The organism is Shigella sp. SIG3, assembly GCF_053555855.1.
This window is the reverse complement of sequence record NZ_JBQZXE010000012.1, coordinates 22365-42847: the sequence shown is the minus strand read 5'-3', so window position 1 is coordinate 42847 and position 20483 is coordinate 22365. Positions and strand designations below refer to the sequence as shown.

General features: G+C 52.9%; 20 protein-coding genes. 9 read left to right on the top strand and 11 right to left on the bottom strand.

Annotated elements, in window-relative coordinates; all coding sequences use genetic code 11:
- Window positions 1-45: 45 nt before the first annotated feature.
- Entirely contained in the window at window positions 46-441 is a 396-nt protein-coding gene (gene caiF, locus ACUU1I_RS04555; RefSeq protein WP_000333125.1) for a carnitine metabolism transcriptional regulator CaiF, read from the top strand.
- Between the two features lie 85 nt (window positions 442-526).
- Here caiF and caiE read toward each other — a convergent pair whose 3' ends face one another.
- The 6 genes from caiE to caiT form a co-directional block, all read right to left on the bottom strand.
- Window positions 527-1117, bottom strand: coding sequence for a carnitine operon protein CaiE (gene caiE / locus ACUU1I_RS04550; RefSeq protein WP_000122884.1), 591 nt, complete (start codon window positions 1115-1117; stop codon window positions 527-529).
- A 5-nt stretch (window positions 1118-1122) separates the two neighbouring features.
- Entirely contained in the window at window positions 1123-1908 is a 786-nt protein-coding gene (caiD, locus tag ACUU1I_RS04545) for a crotonobetainyl-CoA hydratase (protein ID WP_005053639.1), read from the bottom strand.
- A 108-nt stretch (window positions 1909-2016) separates the two neighbouring features.
- Window positions 2017-3570 (bottom strand): crotonobetaine/carnitine-CoA ligase, encoded by a 1554-nt coding sequence (gene caiC, locus ACUU1I_RS04540; protein WP_005053636.1) that lies wholly within the window; start codon window positions 3568-3570, stop codon window positions 2017-2019.
- A 73-nt stretch (window positions 3571-3643) separates the two neighbouring features.
- On the bottom strand, window positions 3644-4861 hold the full coding sequence (caiB, locus tag ACUU1I_RS04535; RefSeq protein ID WP_000349932.1) for an L-carnitine CoA-transferase: 1218 nt from the start codon (window positions 4859-4861) through the stop codon (window positions 3644-3646).
- A gap of 128 nt (window positions 4862-4989) precedes the next feature.
- The gene (gene caiA / locus ACUU1I_RS04530) at window positions 4990-6132 is read right to left on the bottom strand and encodes a crotonobetainyl-CoA dehydrogenase (protein WP_000347117.1); all 1143 of its coding nucleotides are present in this window, start codon (window positions 6130-6132) and stop codon (window positions 4990-4992) included.
- A gap of 30 nt (window positions 6133-6162) precedes the next feature.
- The gene (gene caiT / locus ACUU1I_RS04525) at window positions 6163-7677 is read right to left on the bottom strand and encodes an L-carnitine/gamma-butyrobetaine antiporter (RefSeq protein WP_000787094.1); all 1515 of its coding nucleotides are present in this window, start codon (window positions 7675-7677) and stop codon (window positions 6163-6165) included.
- A gap of 470 nt (window positions 7678-8147) precedes the next feature.
- Between caiT and ACUU1I_RS04520 the strand changes: the two genes are divergently transcribed.
- The 8 genes from ACUU1I_RS04520 (at window position 8148) to folA (ending at window position 16051) form a co-directional block, all read left to right on the top strand.
- Window positions 8148-8918, top strand: a complete 771-nt coding sequence (locus ACUU1I_RS04520; protein ID WP_000692208.1) for an electron transfer flavoprotein FixA — start codon at window positions 8148-8150, stop codon at window positions 8916-8918.
- A gap of 14 nt (window positions 8919-8932) precedes the next feature.
- On the top strand, window positions 8933-9874 hold the full coding sequence (locus ACUU1I_RS04515; RefSeq protein ID WP_001091480.1) for an electron transfer flavoprotein subunit alpha/FixB family protein: 942 nt from the start codon (window positions 8933-8935) through the stop codon (window positions 9872-9874).
- A gap of 50 nt (window positions 9875-9924) precedes the next feature.
- Window positions 9925-11211: an FAD-dependent oxidoreductase gene (locus tag ACUU1I_RS04510; RefSeq protein ID WP_001287703.1), complete on the top strand. Its 1287-nt coding sequence runs from the start codon at window positions 9925-9927 to the stop codon at window positions 11209-11211.
- Complete coding sequence (gene fixX, locus ACUU1I_RS04505) at window positions 11208-11495, top strand: ferredoxin-like protein FixX (protein ID WP_000203747.1); 288 nt, start codon at window positions 11208-11210, stop codon at window positions 11493-11495. The genes ACUU1I_RS04510 and fixX overlap by 4 nt, the downstream gene beginning before the upstream one ends.
- Window positions 11496-11553: 58 nt before the next feature.
- On the top strand, window positions 11554-12948 hold the full coding sequence (locus tag ACUU1I_RS04500) for an MFS transporter (protein ID WP_001183183.1): 1395 nt from the start codon (window positions 11554-11556) through the stop codon (window positions 12946-12948).
- 47 nt (window positions 12949-12995) lie between these two features.
- Window positions 12996-13526, top strand: coding sequence for a glutathione-regulated potassium-efflux system oxidoreductase KefF (gene kefF, locus ACUU1I_RS04495; RefSeq protein WP_000600737.1), 531 nt, complete (start codon window positions 12996-12998; stop codon window positions 13524-13526).
- A complete protein-coding gene (kefC, locus tag ACUU1I_RS04490; RefSeq protein ID WP_000377186.1) occupies window positions 13519-15381 on the top strand; it encodes a glutathione-regulated potassium-efflux system protein KefC in 1863 nt (620 codons plus the stop codon). The genes kefF and kefC overlap by 8 nt, the downstream gene beginning before the upstream one ends.
- Window positions 15382-15571: 190 nt before the next feature.
- Window positions 15572-16051, top strand: a complete 480-nt coding sequence (folA, locus tag ACUU1I_RS04485) for a type 3 dihydrofolate reductase (protein WP_000624375.1) — start codon at window positions 15572-15574, stop codon at window positions 16049-16051.
- Window positions 16052-16128: 77 nt separating this feature from the next.
- Here the strand turns inward: folA and apaH are convergent, their stop codons facing one another.
- The 5 genes from apaH to surA are packed head-to-tail and all read right to left on the bottom strand — an operon-like array spanning window position 16129 to window position 20451.
- A complete protein-coding gene (apaH, locus tag ACUU1I_RS04480; RefSeq protein ID WP_000257186.1) occupies window positions 16129-16971 on the bottom strand; it encodes a bis(5'-nucleosyl)-tetraphosphatase (symmetrical) ApaH in 843 nt (280 codons plus the stop codon).
- 6 nt (window positions 16972-16977) lie between these two features.
- Window positions 16978-17355, bottom strand: coding sequence for a Co2+/Mg2+ efflux protein ApaG (gene apaG / locus ACUU1I_RS04475; RefSeq protein ID WP_000610901.1), 378 nt, complete (start codon window positions 17353-17355; stop codon window positions 16978-16980).
- 2 nt (window positions 17356-17357) lie between these two features.
- The gene (gene rsmA / locus ACUU1I_RS04470; protein WP_001065381.1) at window positions 17358-18179 is read right to left on the bottom strand and encodes a 16S rRNA (adenine(1518)-N(6)/adenine(1519)-N(6))-dimethyltransferase RsmA; all 822 of its coding nucleotides are present in this window, start codon (window positions 18177-18179) and stop codon (window positions 17358-17360) included.
- Window positions 18176-19165: a 4-hydroxythreonine-4-phosphate dehydrogenase PdxA gene (pdxA, locus tag ACUU1I_RS04465; RefSeq protein ID WP_000241261.1), complete on the bottom strand. Its 990-nt coding sequence runs from the start codon at window positions 19163-19165 to the stop codon at window positions 18176-18178. Before pdxA ends, rsmA begins: the two co-directional genes overlap by 4 nt.
- Entirely contained in the window at window positions 19165-20451 is a 1287-nt protein-coding gene (gene surA, locus ACUU1I_RS04460) for a peptidylprolyl isomerase SurA (protein ID WP_000800456.1), read from the bottom strand. The genes pdxA and surA overlap by 1 nt, the downstream gene beginning before the upstream one ends.
- Window positions 20452-20483 lie beyond the last annotated feature (32 nt).

The window sequence follows — 20483 nt, the reverse complement described above, 5'->3', positions numbered from 1 at the left end:
AAACGAGTCATAGCCAGACTTTTAATTTGTGAAACTGGAGTTCGTATGTGTGAAGGATATGTTGAAAAACCACTCTACTTGTTAATCGCCGAATGGATGATGGCTGAAAATCGGTGGGTGATAGCAAGAGAGATCTCTATTCATTTCGATATTGAACACAGCAAGGCGGTTAATACCCTGACTTATATTCTGTCGGAAGTCACAGAAATAAGCTGCGAAGTTAAGATGATCCCTAATAAGCTGGAAGGGCGGGGATGCCAGTGTCAGCGACTGGTTAAAGTGGTCGATATCGATGAGCAAATTTACGCGCGCCTGCGCAATAACAGTCGGGAAAAATTAGTCGGCGTAAGAAAGACACCGCGTATTCCTGCCGTTCCGCTCACGGAACTTAACCGCGAGCAGAAGTGGCAGATGATGTTGTCAAAGAGTATGCGTCGTTAATTTTATCTCGTTGATACCGGGCGTCCTGCTTGCCAGATACGATGTTGTAGCATCTTATCCAGCAACCAGGTCGCATCCGGCAAGATCACCGTTTAGGCGTCACATCCGTCGTCCCCTGCAAACGGGGGCGATTTTCCTCCATTTGCCTCAGTGGCTGCGTTTCATGTAACGATGCATGACAGCGCCCGACAAGATCCTGATACTCTTTGGTATTCAACCGTTTCCAGTGTAACTCGTCGTCACTAACACTGCGTACAGCGCGGGCTGGCGTACCCATCAACAACTGGCGTTTCTCGCCACTAAAGCCTGCTTTGACAAAGCTCATTGCGGCAACAATGCTCTCTTCGCCAATGACCGCGCCATCCATAATTACGCTGTTCATCCCGACCAATGCATCGCGACCAATCACACAACCATGCAGGATCGCTCCATGCCCGATATGGCCGTTTTCCCCAACGATGGTGTCAGTGTCGCAGTAGCCATGCATAATGCAGCCATCCTGAATATTGGCTCCCGCTTGCACGATCAACCGCCCGTAGTCACCACGCAGTGAGGCGAGTGGGCCGATGTAGACACCGGCTCCCACAATCACATCGCCAATCAAGACGGCACTGGGATGGACAAACGCCGTCGGGTGAACCACCGGAATTAACCCCTCAAAGGCGTAATAGCTCACGGTTGTTAACGTCCTTTCCACACCGGATCGCGCTTCTCGGCAAACGCCAGCGGCCCTTCAATGGCATCTTCCGAATGCAGAACCGATGGATAGTGTTTCAACACGCCGCTGCGAATATAGCGATACGCTTCTTCTACCGGCATTTCGCTGGTGGTGCGGTAGATCTCTTTCAGCGCCGCAATCGCCAGCGGGGCGCTGTTAACCAGCTGCTGAGCCAGTTCGCGGGCGTTATCCATCAGTTCCGCCTGGCTAACCACGCGGTTGACTATCCCCCAACGCAGCGCCTCTTCTGCGCCCATTCGTCTGCCGGTCATCACCATTTCATTGACGATGGTAGGCGGCAGGATCTTCGGCAGACGCAGCACACCGCCGCTGTCAGGAACGATGCCCAGTTTGGCTTCCGGCAGGGCGAAGCTGGCGTTATCGGCACAAACAATAAAATCTGCCGCCAGCGCCAGTTCGAAACCGCCGCCAAAGGCGTAGCCGTTCACAGCTGCGATAACTGGTTTGTCGAGATTGAAAATTTCGGTTAATCCCGCAAAACCACCCGGGCCAAAGTCAGCATCCGGTGCTTCGCCTTCTGCTGCCGCTTTTAAATCCCAGCCCGCGGAAAAGAATTTCTCTCCGGCACCGGTAATAATGGCGACACGTAATTGCGGATCGTCACGGAAATTTAGAAATACTTCGCCCATTTCAAAGCTGGTTTTTGCATCAATAGCATTCGCTTTTGGGCGATCAAGGGTAATTTCCAGAATTGATCCATTGCGGGTCAGATGTAATGATTCACTCATTCCTTTTCTCCATTTTTGCTTTTTTAGGGACGACAACATCCCTGCAAAAAATGCATATTGTTTTAGGGCGTGATTATTAGCTGGCAGGGTAGTTCCCTGACGTTTCATTTATTTCAGATTCTTTCTAATTATTTTCCCCGAGCAATTACGTGGCAGATCTTTTCTGATCTCCAGATAAGAGGGCACTTTAAATTTCGCCATATTTTGTTCGCAGAAGCGAAAAAATTCCTCTTCGCTCAATGTTTCACCTTCATTCAGCACCACAAATGCTTTGATGGCTTCATCGCGAATCGAATCTTTAATACCCACAACCACGATGTCCTGAATTTTCGGATGGGTGGCGATGATATTTTCCAGCTCCACGCAGGAGACATTCTCGCCACCGCGTTTGATCATATTGCAGCGGCGATCGACGAAATAAAAAAAGCCTTCTTCGTCGCGGTATCCGGTATCGCCGGTATGTAGCCAGCCGTCGGCTTCCAGCACTTTCGCAGTGGCTTTCGGGTTGAGAAAATACTCTTTGAAGATGGTTTTCCCTGGTACGCCTTTAATACAGATTTCACCGATCTCACCTGCCGGGAGCGGGCGATTGTGATCGTCGCGGATCTCCGCTTCGTAGCAAAACCCCGCCCGACCAATCGACGGCCAGCGTCGTTTATCGCTAGGGCGATCGCCGATAATGCCCACAATGGTTTCCGTCATCCCATAAGACGTCAGCAAGCGAACGCCGAAGCGTTCACAAAATGCGTCTTTTTCCTGCTCCGACAAGTTGAGATAAAACATCACTTCCCGCAGGCGGTGTTGCCGATCGTTCGCTGAAGGCGGCTGCACCATCAACGTACGGATCATCATCGGAATACATTCGGTAATGGTGGCGCGGTACTTCTGCGCCTGTCCCCAGAAGGCGCGGGCGCTGTATTTCTCGACCAGCACAAAGGTGGCCCCGGCAGAAAACGCCGCCATCGCCGCAGTACACTGGCAATCGATATGAAACGCAGGCATTACCGTCATGTAGACGTCATCGTCACGCAGTGCACACTGCCAGGCGGAGTAATATCCAGCGAAGCGCAGGTTGTAATGGGTAATCACCACACCTTTCGGTCGGGAGGTGGTGCCGGAGGTGAAGAGAATTTCCGCCGTATCGTCAGTCGATAGCGGCGGTGCATAGCACAAGGTGGCAGGTTGTTGATTTTTCAGTTGAGTAAATGAACTCACTCCATCATCAGCGGGAAGTGCCACATCTGTCAGGCAAATGTGCCGCAATTGAGTGGCATCTTCCTGCTGAATCTGTTGATACATAGGATAAAATTGCGCACTGGTCACCAGCAGGCACGCCTGGCTATTTTGCAAGATCCACTCGCTTTCCTCGCGTAACAGGCGGGCGTTAATCGGCACCATAATCGCGCCAATTTTTGCCAGCCCGAACCAGCAAAAGATAAATTCCGGGCAGTTGTCGAGATGTAGTGCAACCTTGTTGCCTTTGCGAATCCCCAGCGTATAAAACAGGTTTGCCGTGCGGTTAATCTCCTGATTTAACTCAAGATAACTATACCGGTTAACGACTCCGCCGCTGGATTCACAAATCAGCGCCGTTTTATGACCGTAAACGTCCGCCAGATCGTCCCACATTTGACGTAGATGTTGTCCGCCAATGATATCCATTGCACCTCTATCCATTTTTGTTCGTTTGTTATTGGGCGGGCGCTAGTCAGGCAAGCCGACTGACGCCACGCGTTTAGTCCTCAACTTTGGCCAGACCTTTGCTGACCAACTCCTGAATGTCGTTTTCGCTGTAGCCGATATTTTTCAAAATGGCAGCCGTGTCCATGCCATGTGAGGGCATTCCGCGCCAGATTTGTCCGGGGTTATTTTTGAATTTCGGCATGATGTTCGGCCCTTTGCAGGTGCGACCATCCATCGTTTGCCACTGAGTGATTGATTCACGGGCAACATACTGTGGATTGCTTTCCAGTTCCGGTACGGTCAGTACTTTGGCACAGGCGATATTCAGTTCGGCAAAGCGTTCTTTAACTTCTGCGATGGTATGTGCCGCCAGCCAGGCATCGAGTTTTTCTTCTACCAGTGGGCCGTAAGGGCATTCGATACGGTGGATAAGCTGAGTGCCTTCCGGGATTTCCGGCGTACCGAGTAGATGTGCGAGGCCAATATCTTTAAAGCACTCTTCAATTTGGGTAATGCCCACCAGTTCCATCACGATGTAGCCGTCGGCACATTTATACAGACCGCAACCGGCGTAGTAGGGATCTTTACCTTTGCTCATGCGCGGGCACATTTCGCCGCCGTTGAAGTAATCCATCATGAAGTACTGGCCCATACGCAGCATCACTTCATACATGGCGATGTCGATACTTTCGCCTTTACCGGTTTCACGCACTTTATGCAGTGCTGCCAGCGCCGCCGTGGTGGCGGTCAGGCCAGAAAAGTAATCGGCGGTATACGGGAAGGCAGGCATTGGCTGGTCAACATCACCGTTCTGAATCAGGTAACCACTGAAGGCCTGGGCGATGGTGTTATAGGCCGGAAGATTGGTGTACTCCTCGGTGCCGTACTGACCAAAACCGGACAGGTGAGCGATAACCAGTTTCGGGTTGTGCTGCCACAGTACTTCATCGGTAATGCCACGACGGGCAAAGGCCGGACCTTTACTGGCTTCGATGAAGATATCGGTGGTTTCCATTAATTTCAGAAACGCTTCGCGGCCTTCATCTTTGAAAATATTTAACGACAGCGCGTGCAAATTGCGGCGGGAGAGCTGCGGGTAGTTCGGTTGAACGCGAATGGTGTCGGCCCAGGCGACGTTCTCGATCCAAATAACTTCCGCGCCCCATTCTGCGAACATTTGTCCGGCAAACGGTCCGGCGATTTCGATACCGGAGAAGACAACGCGCAATCCGGCCAGCGGTCCGAATTTCGGCATGGGTAGATGATCCATTATTAGCTCCTGAAAAATTTATGTAGCGCATGACTGCCGGATGCGGCGTAAACGCCTTATCCGGCTTACATTCGTGCTCCCGTAGGCCTGATAAGACGCGTCAGCGTCGCATCAGGCAGCGCACGGACTTAGCGGTATTGCTTCAGCACCGCACGACCCAGCGTCAGGATCTGCATTTCGTCAGATCCTCCGGAAACGCGGTCTACACGCAGGTCACGCCAGAAGCGGCTGATGCGGTGGTTGCCCGCAATCCCGACACCGCCCAGCACCTGCATTGCGCTATCCACCACTTCAAATGCCGCATTGGCGCAGAAGTATTTGCACATCGCTGCATCGCCAGAGGTGATGGTGCCGTTGTCTGCTTTCCACGCTGCTTCATACAGCATGTTTTTCATGGAGTTTAATTTGATCGCCATGTGGGCGAATTTTTCCTGAATCAACTGGAAACGACCAATAGCCTCGCCAAACTGCACGCGCTGGTTGGCGTAGCGCGCCGCATCTTCAAAGGCGCACATCGCCGTACCGTAGTTGGTCAGGGCTACCAGGAAACGTTCATGGTCGAACTCTTCTTTGACGCGGTTAAAGCCGTTACCTTCCCGACCGAACATGTCTTTCTCGTCCAGTTCCACATCGTCAAAGGTGATTTCACAGCAGCTATCCATACGCAGACCGAGCTTCTCAAGTTTGGTCACTTTGATGCCCGGTTTGCTCATATCAACAAACCATTCGGTGTAGACAGGTTTGTCCGGAGAAGCCCCGTCGCGCGCCATCACCACGATGTACGGGGTGTAGGCGCTACTGGTAATAAAACACTTACTACCATTAAGATAAATCTTACCATTTCTACGGGTATAAGTCGTTTTCAGGCTACCCACGTCGGAGCCCGCGCCCGGTTCGGTAATCGCTGAGTTCCACATCTGCTTACCGGTGCCGCGGAAAGCCATAATCTTGTCGATCTGCTCTTGTGTGCCTTCGCGCAGGAAGGTATTGAACCCGCCCGGCAGCTGGTACAGTACATAGGTTGGTGCCCCCAGACGTCCCAGCTCCATCCACACGGCGGCGAGAGTAACAAACCCCGCGTCCAGACCACCGTGCTCTTCAGGGATCAGCAGACTGTCGATACCCATATCCGCCAGTGCTTTGACAAAACGTTCCGGGTAGACGCTGTCACGGTCGCACTCGGCAAAATAGGCCTCCCAGTTTTCGCTGGCCATCAGTTCGCGGATACCGGCGACAAACAGTTCCTGCTCATCATTTAAATTAAAATCCATCTTTCAACCTCTTGATATTTTGGGGGTTAATTAATCTTTCCAGTTCTGTTTCGCGTCTTTAATAAAGGAGAGCGTCACCATAATGTTGACGAAGAACAGCGGGCATCCTCCGGCGATAATGGCGGTTTGAATCGGTTTCAGGCCGCCGAGCGCCAGCAGAACAATACCGATAATGCCAACCAGAATTGACCAACCGATACGCACCAGCAGCGGTGGTTCTTCACCATCGCGTACTTCGCGGCAAGTAGACATCGCCAGGGTATAAGAGCAGGCGTTAACCAGCGTAACGGTGGCAATAAAGCAGAGGATGAAGAAGCCCCACATGGTGGCGGTGCTGAGTGGCAGAGCGGCCCAGGTTTCGATGATGGCGCGCGCCACACCGTACTGTTCGATCAGATTTGGAATGTTGATGATGTTTTTATCCATCAACAGCAGAGTGTTACTACCGAGCACGGTCCACAGGATCCAGGTGGATGCTGTCAGCCCCATCACCATGCCGAAGCACAGTTCACGCACAGTACGACCACGGGAGATGCGGGCGAGGAAGATACTCATCTGGATGGCGTAAATCACCCACCATGCCCAGTAGAACACGGTCCAGCCCTGCGGGAAGCCGCCTTTAGCGATGGGATCGGTATAGAACAACATGCGCGGCAGATACATCAGCAACATCCCCACCGAATCGGTGAAGTAGTTCATGATGAAGCTGGCACCGCTGACGATGAACACCCAACCCAGCATCAGGAAGCTCAGGTAACTACGCACGTCACTGGCGATACGTACCCCTTTTTGCAGACCGCAAGCGACGCAAATGGCGTTGAGGATAATCCAGCAGGTAATGATGATAGCGTCCAGTTGCAGGGTATGCGGAATGTCAAACAACCATTGCATACACTCGGTCACCAGCGGCGTGGCAAGGCCCAGACTGGTACCCATCGCGAAGATCAAGGCGACGAGATAGAAGTTGTCGACGATGGTACCGAACAACCCTTTGGCGTGTTTTTCACCTACCAGCGGCACCAGTGTCGAGCTGGGGCGAATCACTTCCATTTTGCGGACAAAGAAGAAGTAAGCGAAGGCGACTGAAAGGAAGCTGTAAGTGGCCCACGGCAGAGGTCCCCAGTGGAACAAGCTGTAAGCCAGCCCCAACTCTTTCGCTCCTGTCGAGTTCGGTTCTAAGCCAAACGGCGGGGTGGAGATGTAGTAGTAGATCTCAATCGATCCCCAGAACAGTACGGCAGCAGACGTACAGGAGGCGAACATCATAAAGATCCAACTGGCGGTGCTAAATTCTGGCGGTTCGTTACCTAAACGCTTTTTGGCATACGGGCCAAACACCAGCCAGAACCAACCGAAAAGCATCACCACCATATACCATTCAAATGCCCATCCCCATACATTGGTGACGTAACTGAATACAGCATTAATAACGACATTCGCCGCATCCAGATCTCTGACTGTAAGCCAACAAAGTATGCCGACGATTATTAATGGCGGAAAGAAAACCTTCGGTTCTATTCCCGTTTTTCTCTTTTCATTCTTCATGAGTTAATTCCACTGTGAAAACGAATATTTATTTTGTGTTCCCGTTTGTTTTATTTTTGTTAACATTTAATATAATTATTATTAACCTCGTGGACGCGTTAATGGCTAACTCATAATGGGTATTCAATAAGCTGTATTCTGTGATTGGTGTCACATTTTTGTTTCGAGTGAATAGAGGACGTTTTTCGTTAATTTTGGTTATTAATCAGTTTGTTATGTTCTTTTGTGGGTAAAAAATAGCATCTGACTTTCAATATTGGTGATCTATAAAACAATATTGAAAATTTCTTTTTGCTACGCCATGTTTTCAATATTGGTGAGGAACTTAACAATATTGAAAGTTGGATTTATCTGCGTGTGACATTTTCAATATTGGTGATTAAAGTTTTATTTCCAAATTAAAGGGCGTGATATCTGTAATTAACACTACCGATATGAACGACGTTTCCTTCATGATTTCTGGAGATGCAATGAAGATTATTACTTGCTATAAGTGCGTGCCTGATGAACAGGATATTGCGGTCAATAATGCTGATGGTTCATTAGACTTCAGCAAAGCCGATGCCAAAATAAGCCAATACGATCTCAACGCTATTGAAGCGGCTTGCCAGCTAAAGCAACAGGCAGCAGAGGCGCAGGTGACAGCCTTAAGTGTGGGCGGTAAAGCCCTGACCAACGCCAAAGGGCGTAAAGATGTGCTATCGCGCGGCCCGGATGAACTGATTGTGGTGATTGATGACCAGTTCGAGCAGGCACTGCCGCAACAAACGGCGAGCGCACTGGCTGCAGCCGCCCAGAAAGCAGGCTTTGATCTGATCCTCTGTGGCGATGGTTCTTCCGACCTTTATGCCCAGCAGGTTGGTCTGCTGGTGGGCGAAATCCTCAATATTCCGGCAGTTAACGGCGTCAGCAAAATTATCTCCCTGACGGCAGATACCCTCACCGTTGAGCGCGAACTGGAAGATGAAACCGAAACCTTAAGCATTCCGCTGCCTGCGGTTGTTGCTGTTTCCACTGATATCAACTCCCCACAAATTCCTTCGATGAAAGCCATTCTCGGCGCGGCGAAAAAGCCAGTCCAGGTATGGTCGGCGGCGGATATTGGTTTTAACGCCGTGAACGCCTGGTCTGAACAACAGGTTGCCGCGCCGAAACAGCGCGAGCGTCAGCGCATCGTGATTGAAGGCGACGGCGAAGAACAGATCGCCGCATTTGCTGAAAATCTTCGCAAAGTCATTTAATTACAGGGGATGCTATGAACACGTTTTCTCAAGTCTGGGTATTCAGCGATACCCCCTCTCGTCTGCCGGAACTGATGAACGGTGCGCAGGCTTTAGCTAATCAAATCAATGCCTTTGTCCTCAATGATGCCGACGGCGCACAGGCAATCCAGCTCGGCGCTAATCATGTCTGGAAATTAAACGGCAAACCGGACGATCGGATGATCGAAGATTACGCCGGTGTCATGGCTGACACTATTCGCCAGCACGGCGCTGACGGTCTGGTGCTGTTGCCAAACACCCGTCGCGGCAAATTACTGGCGGCAAAACTGGGTTATCGCCTTAAAGCGGCGGTGTCTAACGATGCCAGCACCGTCAGCGTACAGGACGGTAAAGCAACAGTGAAACACATGGTTTACGGCGGTCTGGCGATTGGCGAAGAACGCATTGCCACGCCGTATGCGGTACTGACCATCAGCAGCGGCACGTTCGATGCGGCTCAGCCAGACGCGTCACGCACTGGCGAAACGCACACCGTGGAGTGGCAGGCTCCGGCTGTGGCGATTACCCGCACGGCAACCCAGGCGCGCCAGAGCAACAGCGTCGATCTCGACAAAGCCCGTCTGGTGGTCAGCGTCGGTCGCGGCATTGGCAGCAAAGAGAACATTGCACTGGCAGAACAGCTTTGCAAGGCGATAGGTGCGGAGTTGGCCTGTTCTCGTCCGGTGGCAGAAAACGAAAAATGGATGGAGCACGAACGCTATGTCGGTATCTCCAACCTGATGCTGAAACCTGAACTGTACCTGGCGGTGGGGATCTCCGGGCAGATCCAGCACATGGTTGGCGCTAACGCGTCGCAAACCATTTTCGCCATCAATAAAGATAAAAATGCGCCGATCTTCCAGTACGCGGATTACGGCATTGTTGGCGATGCCGTGAAGATCCTTCCGGCACTGACCGCAGCTTTAGCGCGTTGATCCACTCTGGCAGGGCTGCATTACGGCTCTGCCGCTGACAGGGAGCTCTTATGTCCGAAGATATCTTTGACGCCATCATCGTCGGTGCAGGGCTTGCCGGTTCGGTTGCCGCACTGGTGCTCGCCCGCGAAGGGGCGCAAGTGTTAGTTATCGAGCGTGGCAATTCCGCGGGTGCCAAGAACGTTACTGGCGGGCGTCTCTATGCCCACAGTCTGGAACACATTATTCCAGGTTTCGCCGATTCCGCCCCCGTAGAACGCCTGATCACCCATGAAAAACTCGCGTTTATGACGGAAAAGTCAGCGATGACTATGGACTACTGCAACGGTGACGAAACCTCGCTATCCCAGCGTTCTTACTCCGTTTTGCGCAGTAAATTTGATGCCTGGTTGATGGAGCAGGCCGAAGAAGCGGGCGCGCAGTTAATTACCGGGATCCGCGTCGATAACCTCGTACAGCGCGATGGCAAAGTCGTCGGTGTAGAAGCCGATGGCGATGTGATTGAAGCGAAAACGGTGCTCCTTGCTGATGGGGTGAACTCCATCCTTGCCGAAAAGTTGGGGATGGCAAAACGCGTTAAACCGACGGATGTGGCGGTTGGCGTGAAGGAACTGATCGAGTTACCGAAGTCGGTAATCGAAGACCGTTTTCAGTTGCAGGGTAATCAGGGCGCGGCTTGTCTGTTTGCGGGATCACCCACCGATGGCCTGATGGGCGGCGGCTTCCTTTATACCAATGAAAATACCCTGTCGCTGGGGCTGGTTTGTGGTCTGCATCATCTGCATGACGCGAAAAAATCGGTGCCGCAAATGCTGGAAGATTTCAAACAGCATCCGGCCGTTGCACCGCTGATCGCGGGCGGCAAGCTGGTGGAATATTCCGCTCACGTAGTGCCGGAAGCAGGCATCAACATGCTGCCGGAGCTGGTCGGTGACGGCGTATTGATTGCCGGTGATGCCGCCGGAATGTGTATGAACCTCGGTTTTACCATTCGCGGTATGGATCTGGCGATTGCCGCCGGGGAAGCTGCAGCAAAAACCGTGCTTTCAGCGATGAAAAGCGACGATTTCAGTAAGCAAAAACTCGCGGAATATCGTCAGCATCTGGAGAGCAGCCCGCTGCGCGATATGCGCATGTACCAGAAACTACCGGCGTTCCTTGATAACCCACGCATGTTTAGCGGCTACCCGGAACTGGCGGTGGGCGTGGCGCGTGACCTGTTCACCATTGACGGCAGTGCGCCGGAACTGATGCGCAAGAAAATCCTCCGCCACGGCAAGAAAGTGGGCTTCATCAATCTGATCAAGGATGGCATGAAAGGAGTGACCGTTTTATGACTTCTCCCGTCAATGTGGACGTCAAACTGGGCGTCAATAAATTCAATGTCGATGAAGAGCATCCGCACATTGTTGTGAAGGCCGATGCTGATAAACAGGTGCTGGAGCTGCTGGTGAAAGCGTGCCCCGCAGGTCTGTACAAGAAGCAGGATGACGGCAGTGTGCGCTTCGATTACGCCGGATGTCTGGAGTGCGGCACCTGTCGCATTCTGGGGCTGGGGTCGGCGCTGGAACAGTGGGAATACCCGCGCGGCACCTTTGGTGTGGAGTTCCGTTACGGCTGATGTTGGTTTGATACGTAACGCCGTACTGACTCTCATTGCAAAAAAACAGGAATAACCCATGCAACCGTCCAGAAACTTTGACGATCTCAAATTCTCCTCTATTCACCGCCGCATTTTGCTGTGGGGAAGCGGTGGTCCGTTTCTGGATGGTTATGTACTGGTAATGATTGGCGTGGCGCTGGAGCAACTGACTCCGGCGCTGAAACTGGACGCTGACTGGATTGGCTTGCTGGGCGCGGGAACGCTCGCCGGGCTGTTCGTTGGCACATCGCTGTTTGGCTATATCTCCGATAAAGTCGGACGGCGCAAAATGTTCCTCATTGATATCATCGCCATCGGCGTGATATCGGTGGCGACGATGTGTGTTTCATCCCCCGTCGAACTGTTGGTGATGCGGGTACTCATCGGCATTGTCATCGGTGCAGATTATCCCATCGCCACTTCGATGATCACCGAGTTCTCCAGTACCCGTCAGCGGGCGTTTTCCATCAGCTTTATTGCCGCGATGTGGTATGTCGGCGCGACCTGCGCCGATCTGGTCGGCTACTGGCTTTATGATGTGGAAGGTGGTTGGCGCTGGATGCTGGGTAGCGCGGCGATCCCTTGTTTGTTGATTTTGATTGGTCGATTCGAACTGCCAGAATCTCCCCGCTGGTTATTACGCAAAGGGCGAGTAAAAGAGTGCGAAGAGATGATGATAAAACTGTTTGGCGAACCGGTGGCTTTCGATGAAGAGCAGCCGCAGCAAACCCGTTTTCGCGATCTGTTTAATCGCCGCCATTTTCCTTTTGTTCTGTTTGTTGCCGCCATCTGGACCTGCCAGGTGATCCCAATGTTCGCCATTTACACCTTTGGCCCGCAAATCGTTGGTTCGTTGGGATTGGGGGTTGGCAAAAACGCGGCACTAGGGAATGTGGTGATTAGCCTGTTCTTTATGCTCGGCTGTATTCCGCCGATGCTGTGGCTAAACACTGCCGGACGGCGTCCATTGTTGATTGGCAGCTTTGCCATGATGACGCTGGCGCTGGCGGTTTTGGGGCTAATCCCGGATATGGGGATCTGGCTGGTAGTGATGGCCTTTGCGGTGTATGCCTTTTTCTCTGGCGGGCCGGGTAATTTGCAGTGGCTCTATCCTAATGAACTCTTCCCGACGGATATCCGCGCCTCTGCCGTGGGCGTGATTATGTCCTTAAGTCGTATTGGCACCATTGTTTCGACCTGGGCACTGCCGATATTTATCAATAATTACGGTATCAGTAACACGATGCTAATGGGGGCGGGTATCTCGCTGTTTGGCTTGTTGATTTCCGTAGCGTTTGCCCCGGAGACTCGAGGAATGTCACTGGCGCAGACCAGCAATATGACGATCCGCGGGCAGAGAATGGGATTATTTGTTCAGATTTCTCTCTTTTCTGAATCAATATTATTGACTATAAGCCGCGTGAATATATGACTACACTTTGTGGGAAAACAAAGGCGTAAACACGCGGGCTAATAACTATGATCCTCATCATTTATGCGCATCCGTATCCGCATCATTCCCATGCGAATAAACGGATGCTTGAACAGGCAAGGACGCTGGAAGGCGTCGAAATTCGCTCTCTTTATCAACTCTATCCTGACTTCAATATCGATATTGCCGCCGAGCAGGAGGCGCTCTCTCGCGCCGATCTGATCGTCTGGCAGCACCCGATGCAGTGGTACAGCATTCCTCCGCTTCTTAAACTTTGGATCGATAAAGTTTTGTCGCACGGCTGGGCTTACGGTCACGGCGGCACGGCGCTGCATGGCAAACATTTGCTGTGGGCGGTGACGACCGGCGGCGGGGAAAGCCATTTTGAAATTGGTGCGCATCCGGGCTTTGATGTGCTGTCGCAGCCGCTACAGGCGACGGCAATCTACTGCGGGCTGAACTGGCTGCCACCGTTTGCCATGCACTGCACCTTTATTTGTGACGACGAAACCCTCGAAGGGCAGGCGCGCCACTATAAGCAACGTCTGCTGGAATGGCAGGAGGCCCATCATGGATAGTCATACGCTGGTTCAGGCGCTGATCTACCTCGGATCGGCGGCGCTGATTGTACCCATTGCGGTACGTCTTGGTCTGGGATCGGTACTTGGCTACCTGATCGCCGGCTGCATTATTGGCCCGTGGGGGCTGCGACTGGTGACCGATGCCGAATCTATTCTGCACTTTGCCGAGATTGGGGTGGTGCTGATGCTGTTTATTATCGGCCTCGAACTCGATCCACAAAGGCTGTGGAAGCTGCGTGCGGCAGTGTTCGGCGGTGGCGCATTGCAGATGGTGATTTGCGGTGGCCTGCTGGGGCTGTTCTGTATGTTACTTGGGCTGCGCTGGCAGGTCGCGGAATTGATCGGTATGACGCTGGCGCTCTCATCAACGGCGATTGCCATGCAGGCGATGAATGAACGCAATCTGATGGTGACGCAAATGGGCCGCAGTGCCTTTGCAGTGCTGCTGTTCCAGGATATCGCGGCAATCCCGCTGGTGGCGATGATCCCGCTACTGGCGGCGAGCAGTGCCTCGACGACGATGGGCGCATTTGCTCTCTCGGCGTTAAAAGTGGCGGGTGCGCTGGTACTGGTGGTATTGCTGGGGCGCTATGTTACGCGTCCGGCGCTGCGTTTTGTTGCCCGCTCTGGCTTGCGGGAAGTGTTTAGTGCCGTGGCGTTATTCCTTGTGTTTGGCTTTGGTTTGCTGCTGGAAGAGGTCGGCTTGTCGATGGCGATGGGCGCGTTTCTGGCGGGCGTACTGCTGGCAAGCTCGGAATACCGTCATGCGTTGGAAAGCGATATCGAACCGTTTAAAGGTTTGCTGTTGGGGCTGTTTTTCATCGGTGTTGGCATGTCGATAGACTTTGGCACGCTGATTGAAAACCCATTGCGCATTGTCATTTTGCTGCTCGGTTTCCTCATCATCAAAATCGCCATGCTGTGGCTGATTGCCCGACCGTTGCAGGTGCCAAATAAACAGCGTCGCTGGTTTGCGGTGTTGTTAGGGCAGGGCAGTGAGTTTGCCTTTGTGGTATTTGGTGCGGCGCAGATGGCGAATGTGCTGGAGCCGGAGTGGGCGAAATCGCTGACCCTGGCGGTGGCGCTGTCGATGGCAGCAACGCCGATTCTGCTGGTGATCCTCAATCGCCTTGAGCAATCTTCTACGGAGGAGGCGCGTGAAGCCGATGAGATCGATGAAGAACAGCCGCGCGTGATTATCGCCGGATTCGGTCGTTTTGGACAGATTACCGGACGTTTACTGCTCTCCAGCGGGGTGAAAATGGTGGTGCTCGATCACGATCCGGACCATATCGAAACGCTGCGTAAATTTGGTATGAAAGTGTTTTATGGCGATGCCACGCGGATGGATTTACTGGAATCTGCCGGAGCGGCGAAAGCGGAAGTGCTGATTAACGCTATTGACGATCCGCAAACCAACCTGCAACTGACGGAGATGGTGAAAGAACATTTCCCGCATTTGCAGATTATTGCCCGCGCCCGCGATGTCGATCACTACATTCGTTTGCGTCAGGCAGGCGTTGAAAAGCCGGAGCGTGAAACCTTTGAAGGTGCGCTGAAAACCGGGCGTCTGGCGCTGGAAAGTTTAGGTCTGGGGCCGTATGAAGCGCGAGAACGTGCCGATGTGTTCCGCCGCTTTAATATTCAGATGGTGGAAGAGATGGCAATGGTTGAGAATGACACCAAAGCCCGCGCGGCGGTCTATAAACGCACCAGCGCGATGTTAAGTGAGATCATCACCGAGGACCGCGAACATCTGTCATTAATTCAACGACATGGCTGGCAGGGAACAGAAGAAGGTAAACATACCGGCAACATGGCGGATGAACCGGAAACGAAACCCTCATCTTAATAAAGAGTGACGTAAATCACACTTTACAGCTAACTGTTTGTTTTTGTTTCATTGTAATGCGGCGAGTCCTGGGGGAGAGCGTGGACTCGCCAGCAGAATATAAAATTTTCCTCAACATCATCCTCGCACCAGTCGACGACGGTTTACGCTTTACGTATAGTGGCGACAATTTTTTTATCGGGAAATCTCAATGATCAGTCTGATTGCGGCGTTAGCGGTAGATCGCGTTATCGGCATGGAAAACGCCATGCCGTGGAACCTGCCTGCCGATCTCGCCTGGTTTAAACGCAACACCTTAAATAAACCCGTGATTATGGGCCGCCATACTTGGGAATCAATCGGTCGTCCGTTGCCAGGACGCAAAAATATTATCCTCAGCAGTCAACCGGGTACGGACGATCGCGTAACGTGGGTGAAATCGGTGGATGAAGCCATTGCGGCGTGTGGTGACGTACCAGAAATCATGGTGATTGGCGGCGGTCGCGTTTATGAGCAGTTCCTGCCAAAAGCGCAAAAACTGTATCTGACGCATATCGACGCAGAAGTGGAAGGCGACACCCATTTCCCGGATTACGAGCCGGATGACTGGGAATCGGTATTCAGCGAATTCCACGACGCCGATGCGCAGAACTCTCACAGCTATTGCTTTGAGATTCTGGAGCGGCGGTAAGTTTGTATAGAATTTACGGCTAGTGCCGGATGCGACGCCGGTCGCGTCTTATCCGGCCTTCCTGTATCAGGCTGTGTTTAAGACGCCGCCGCTTCGCCCAAATCCTTATGCCGGTTCGACGGCTGGACAAAATACTGTTTATCTTCCCAGCGCAGGCAGGTTAATGACCCACCCCAGCAGCAGCCGGTATCCAGCGCGTAAATACCTTCCGGCGTACCTTTGCCTTCCAGCGATGCCCAGTGACCAAAGGCGATGCTGTATTCTTCAGCGACAGGGCCAGGAATCGCAAACCACGGTTTCAGTGGGGCAGGGGCTTCTTCCGGCGATTCTTTGCTGTACATATCCAGTTGACCGTTCGGGAAGCAAAAACGCATACGGGTAAAGGCGTTGGTGATAAAACGCAGTCTTCCCAGCCCCCGCAATTCCGGTGACCAGTTATTTGGCATATCGCCGTACATAGCGTCAAGAAAGAAGGGATAGGAGTCACTCGACAGCACCGCTTCTACATCGCGCGCGCACTCTTTGGCGGTCTGCAGATCCCACTGCGGCGTGATCCCTGCGTGGGCCATCACCAGCTTTTTCTCTTCGTCGATTTGCAGCAGAGGCTGGCGACGCAGCCAGTTAAGCAGCTCGTCGGCATCCGGCGCTTCCAGCAGCGGTGTCAGGCGATCTTTCGGTTTATTGCGGCTGATCCCGGCAAATACCGCCAGCAGATGCAGATCGTGATTGCCCAGCACCAGACGTACGCTGTCGCCTAAGGATTTCACATAGCGCAGAACATCCAGCGAACCCGGGCCGCGCGCGACCAGATCGCCCGTCAGCCAGAGGGTATCTTTCCCGGGGGTAAATTCTACTTTATGCAGCAATGCGATCAGTTCATCGTAACAACCATGAACGTCGCCAATAAGGTATGTCGCCATATTCTTTTAATGAATGAGTGTGGGAACGGCGAGTCGGAATACGGGAATGTCGATGCTGAAAGGGACGCCATTTTCATCGATCATTTCGTAGTGACCCTGCATGGTGCCCAGCGGGGTTTCAATGATTGCACCGCTGGTGTACTGGTACTCTTCGCCAGGCGCGATAAGTGGCTGGACGCCAACCACTCCTTCGCCCTGGACTTCGGTTTCACGGCCATTGCCATTGGTGATCAGCCAGTAACGCCCCAACAACTGCACTGGCGCTCGCCCCAGATTGCGTATGGTTACGGTATAAGCAAAAACGTAACGTTCATTATCAGGTGAAGATTGTGCCTCAATGTAGACGCTTTGAACCTGAATACACACTCGGGGCGAATTGATCATCGTTAACTCTCCTGCAAAGGCGCGTTCTCCGCCAGATAGTTCGCCATCTGGCAATATTGCGCGACAGAGATATTTTCCGCTCGCATCGCCGGGTCGATCCCCATTCCGGTTAACACCTCGACGCTAAACAGGTTGCCGAGGCTGTTACGAATGGTTTTACGACGCTGGTTAAAGGCTTCGGTGGTGATGCGGCTCAACACGCGAACATCTTTAACCGGGTGAGGCATCGTTGCATGAGGGACCAGGCGCACGACGGCGGAATCCACTTTGGGTGGTGGTGTAAAGGCTGACGGCGGAACTTCCAGTACCGGGATCACGTTGCAATAGTATTGCGCCATGACGCTTAATCGACCATACGCTTTGCTGTTCGGTCCTGCAACCAGACGATTCACCACCTCTTTTTGCAACATAAAGTGCATGTCGGCAATGGCATCAGTATAGCTAAACAGATGGAACATCAACGGCGTGGAGATGTTATAAGGCAGGTTGCCGAAAACACGCAGCGGCTGACCCATTTTCTCGGCCAGTTCGCCAAAGTTAAAGGTCATCGCATCCTGCTGATAAATCGTCAGTTTCGGGCCTAAGAATGGATGCGTTTGCAGACGTGCCGCCAGATCGCGGTCAAGTTCGATGACCGTCAGCTGGTCCAGACGTTCGCCGACCGGCTCGGTCAATGCCGCAAGACCGGGGCCGATTTCGACCATTGCCTGGCCCTTTTGCGGGTTAATGGCAGAAACAATGCTGTCGATCACGAACTGATCGTTGAGAAAGTTTTGCCCGAAGCGTTTACGGGCTAAGTGGCCCTGGTGGACTCGATTATTCATTGGGTGTTAACAATCATTTTGATGGCGAGATTAAGCGCCGTAATAAAACTGCCGACATCGGCTTCGCCACGTCCCGCCAGTTCAAGCGCGGTGCCGTGGTCCACTGATGTGCGAATAAAGGGCAGGCCCAGCGTAATGTTCACACCGCGCCCGAAGCCCTGGTATTTTAGCACGGGAAGACCCTGATCGTGGTACATCGCCAGCACGGCGTCGGCGTTATCGAGATATTTCGGCTGAAACAGGGTATCGGCAGGCAGCGGCCCGTTGAGTTTCATTCCCTGCGCCCGCAGCTCGTCGAGCACCGGAATAATGGTGTCTATCTCTTCCGTACCCATATGACCGCCTTCGCCCGCGTGCGGATTCAGCCCGCAGACCAGAATGCGCGGTTCGGCAATACCAAATTTTGTACGCAAATCGTGATGCAAAATAGCAATCACTTCGTGCAAAAGTGCAGGGGTGATAGCATCTGCGATATCGCGCAGCGGTAAATGCGTCGTTGCCAGCGCCACGCGAAGTTCTTCGGTCGCCAGCATCATCACCACTTTTTTCGCCTGCGAACGCTCTTCGAAAAACTCGGTATGACCGGTAAACGGAATGCTTGCGTCGTTAATGACGCCTTTATGCACGGGGCCTGTGATCAGCGCAGCAAATTCACCGTTCAGACAGCCATCACACGCTCGCGCCAGCGTCTCCACCACGTAATGCCCATTTTCAATCGCTAACTGCCCCGCAGTGACAGATTCACGTAGCGCGACAGGAAGTAGCGTTAATGTGCCCGTAGTTTGCGGTTGTGCAGGGGAGTTGGGGGAATAAGGGCGGAGGGTGAGCGGCAAACCGAGCATCGCTGCCCGGTCGGTAAGGAGAGTGGCATCGGCACAAACAACCAGTTCGACCGGCCACTCACGCTGTGCAAGCTGGACAACTAAGTCCGGGCCAATCCCGGCGGGCTCGCCGGGAGTGATCACAACACGTTGGGTTTTAACCATTAGTTGCTCAGGATTTTAACGTAGGCGTTGGCACGTTGTTCCTGCATCCAGCTTGCTGCTTCTTCCGAGAACTTACGGTTCATCAGCATGCGGTATGCACGATCTTTCTGCGCAGCGTCGGTTTTATCGACATTACGGGTATCCAGCAGTTCGATTAAATGCCAGCCGAATGAAGAGTGAACCGGTGCACTCATTTGACCTTTGTTCAGGCGGGTCAGGGCGTCACGGAAGGCTGGATCGAAAATATCTGGTGTAGCCCAGCCGAGATCACCGCCCTGGTTAGCAGAACCTGGATCCTGCGAGAACTCTTTCGCTGCGGCAGCAAAAGTCGTTTTACCACTCTTGATATCAGCAGCAATTTGCTCCAGTTTCACGCGGGCCTGTTCGTCAGTCATGATCGGCGACGGTTTCAGCAGAATATGGCGAGCATGAACTTCGGTCACCGAGATATTTTTGCTTTCGCCGCGCAGGTCGTTAACTTTCAGAATATGGAAGCCAACGCCGGAACGAATCGGGCCAACAATGTCGCCTTTCTTCGCGGTGCTTAATGCCTGGGCGAAGATCCCCGGCAACTCCTGAATACGGCCCCACCCCATCTGGCCGCCGTTCAGCGCCTGCTGGTCGGCAGAATGAGCAATCGCCAGCTTACCGAAATCAGCGCCGTTACGCGCCTGATCGACAATGGCGCGCGCCTGGCTTTCCGCTTCGTTCACCTGATCAGAGGTCGGGTTTTCCGGCAGCGGGATCAGGATGTGGCTCAGGTTCAGCTCAGTGCTGGCGTCGTTTTGGTTACCCACCTGCTGCGCCAGGGATTCGACTTCCTGCGGCAGGATGGTGATGCGACGACGCACCTCGTTGTTACGCACTTCAGAGATAATCATCTCTTTGCGGATCTGGTTACGATAAGTGTTGTAGTTCAGACCATCGTAAGCCAGACGGCTGCGCATCTGATCCAGCGTCATGTTGTTCTGTTTCGCGATGTTAGCAATCGCCTGATCCAGCTGCTCATCGGAGATTTTCACTCCCATTTTCTGCCCCATCTGCAGGATGATTTGATCCATGATCAAACGTTCCATGATTTGGTGGCGCAGCGTCGCGTCATCAGGAAGCTGCTGCCTTGCCTGCGCAGCGTTCAGTTTTACCGACTGCATTAATCCATCAACGTCGCTTTCCAGCACGACGCCGTTATTGACGACGGCTGCGACTTTATCGACTACCTGGGGGGCAGCGAAACTGGTATTCGCGATCATGGCGATACCGAGAAGCAGCGTTTTCCAGTTCTTCATACTTTTTCCATTTCAATTAACCGCACTGCGGA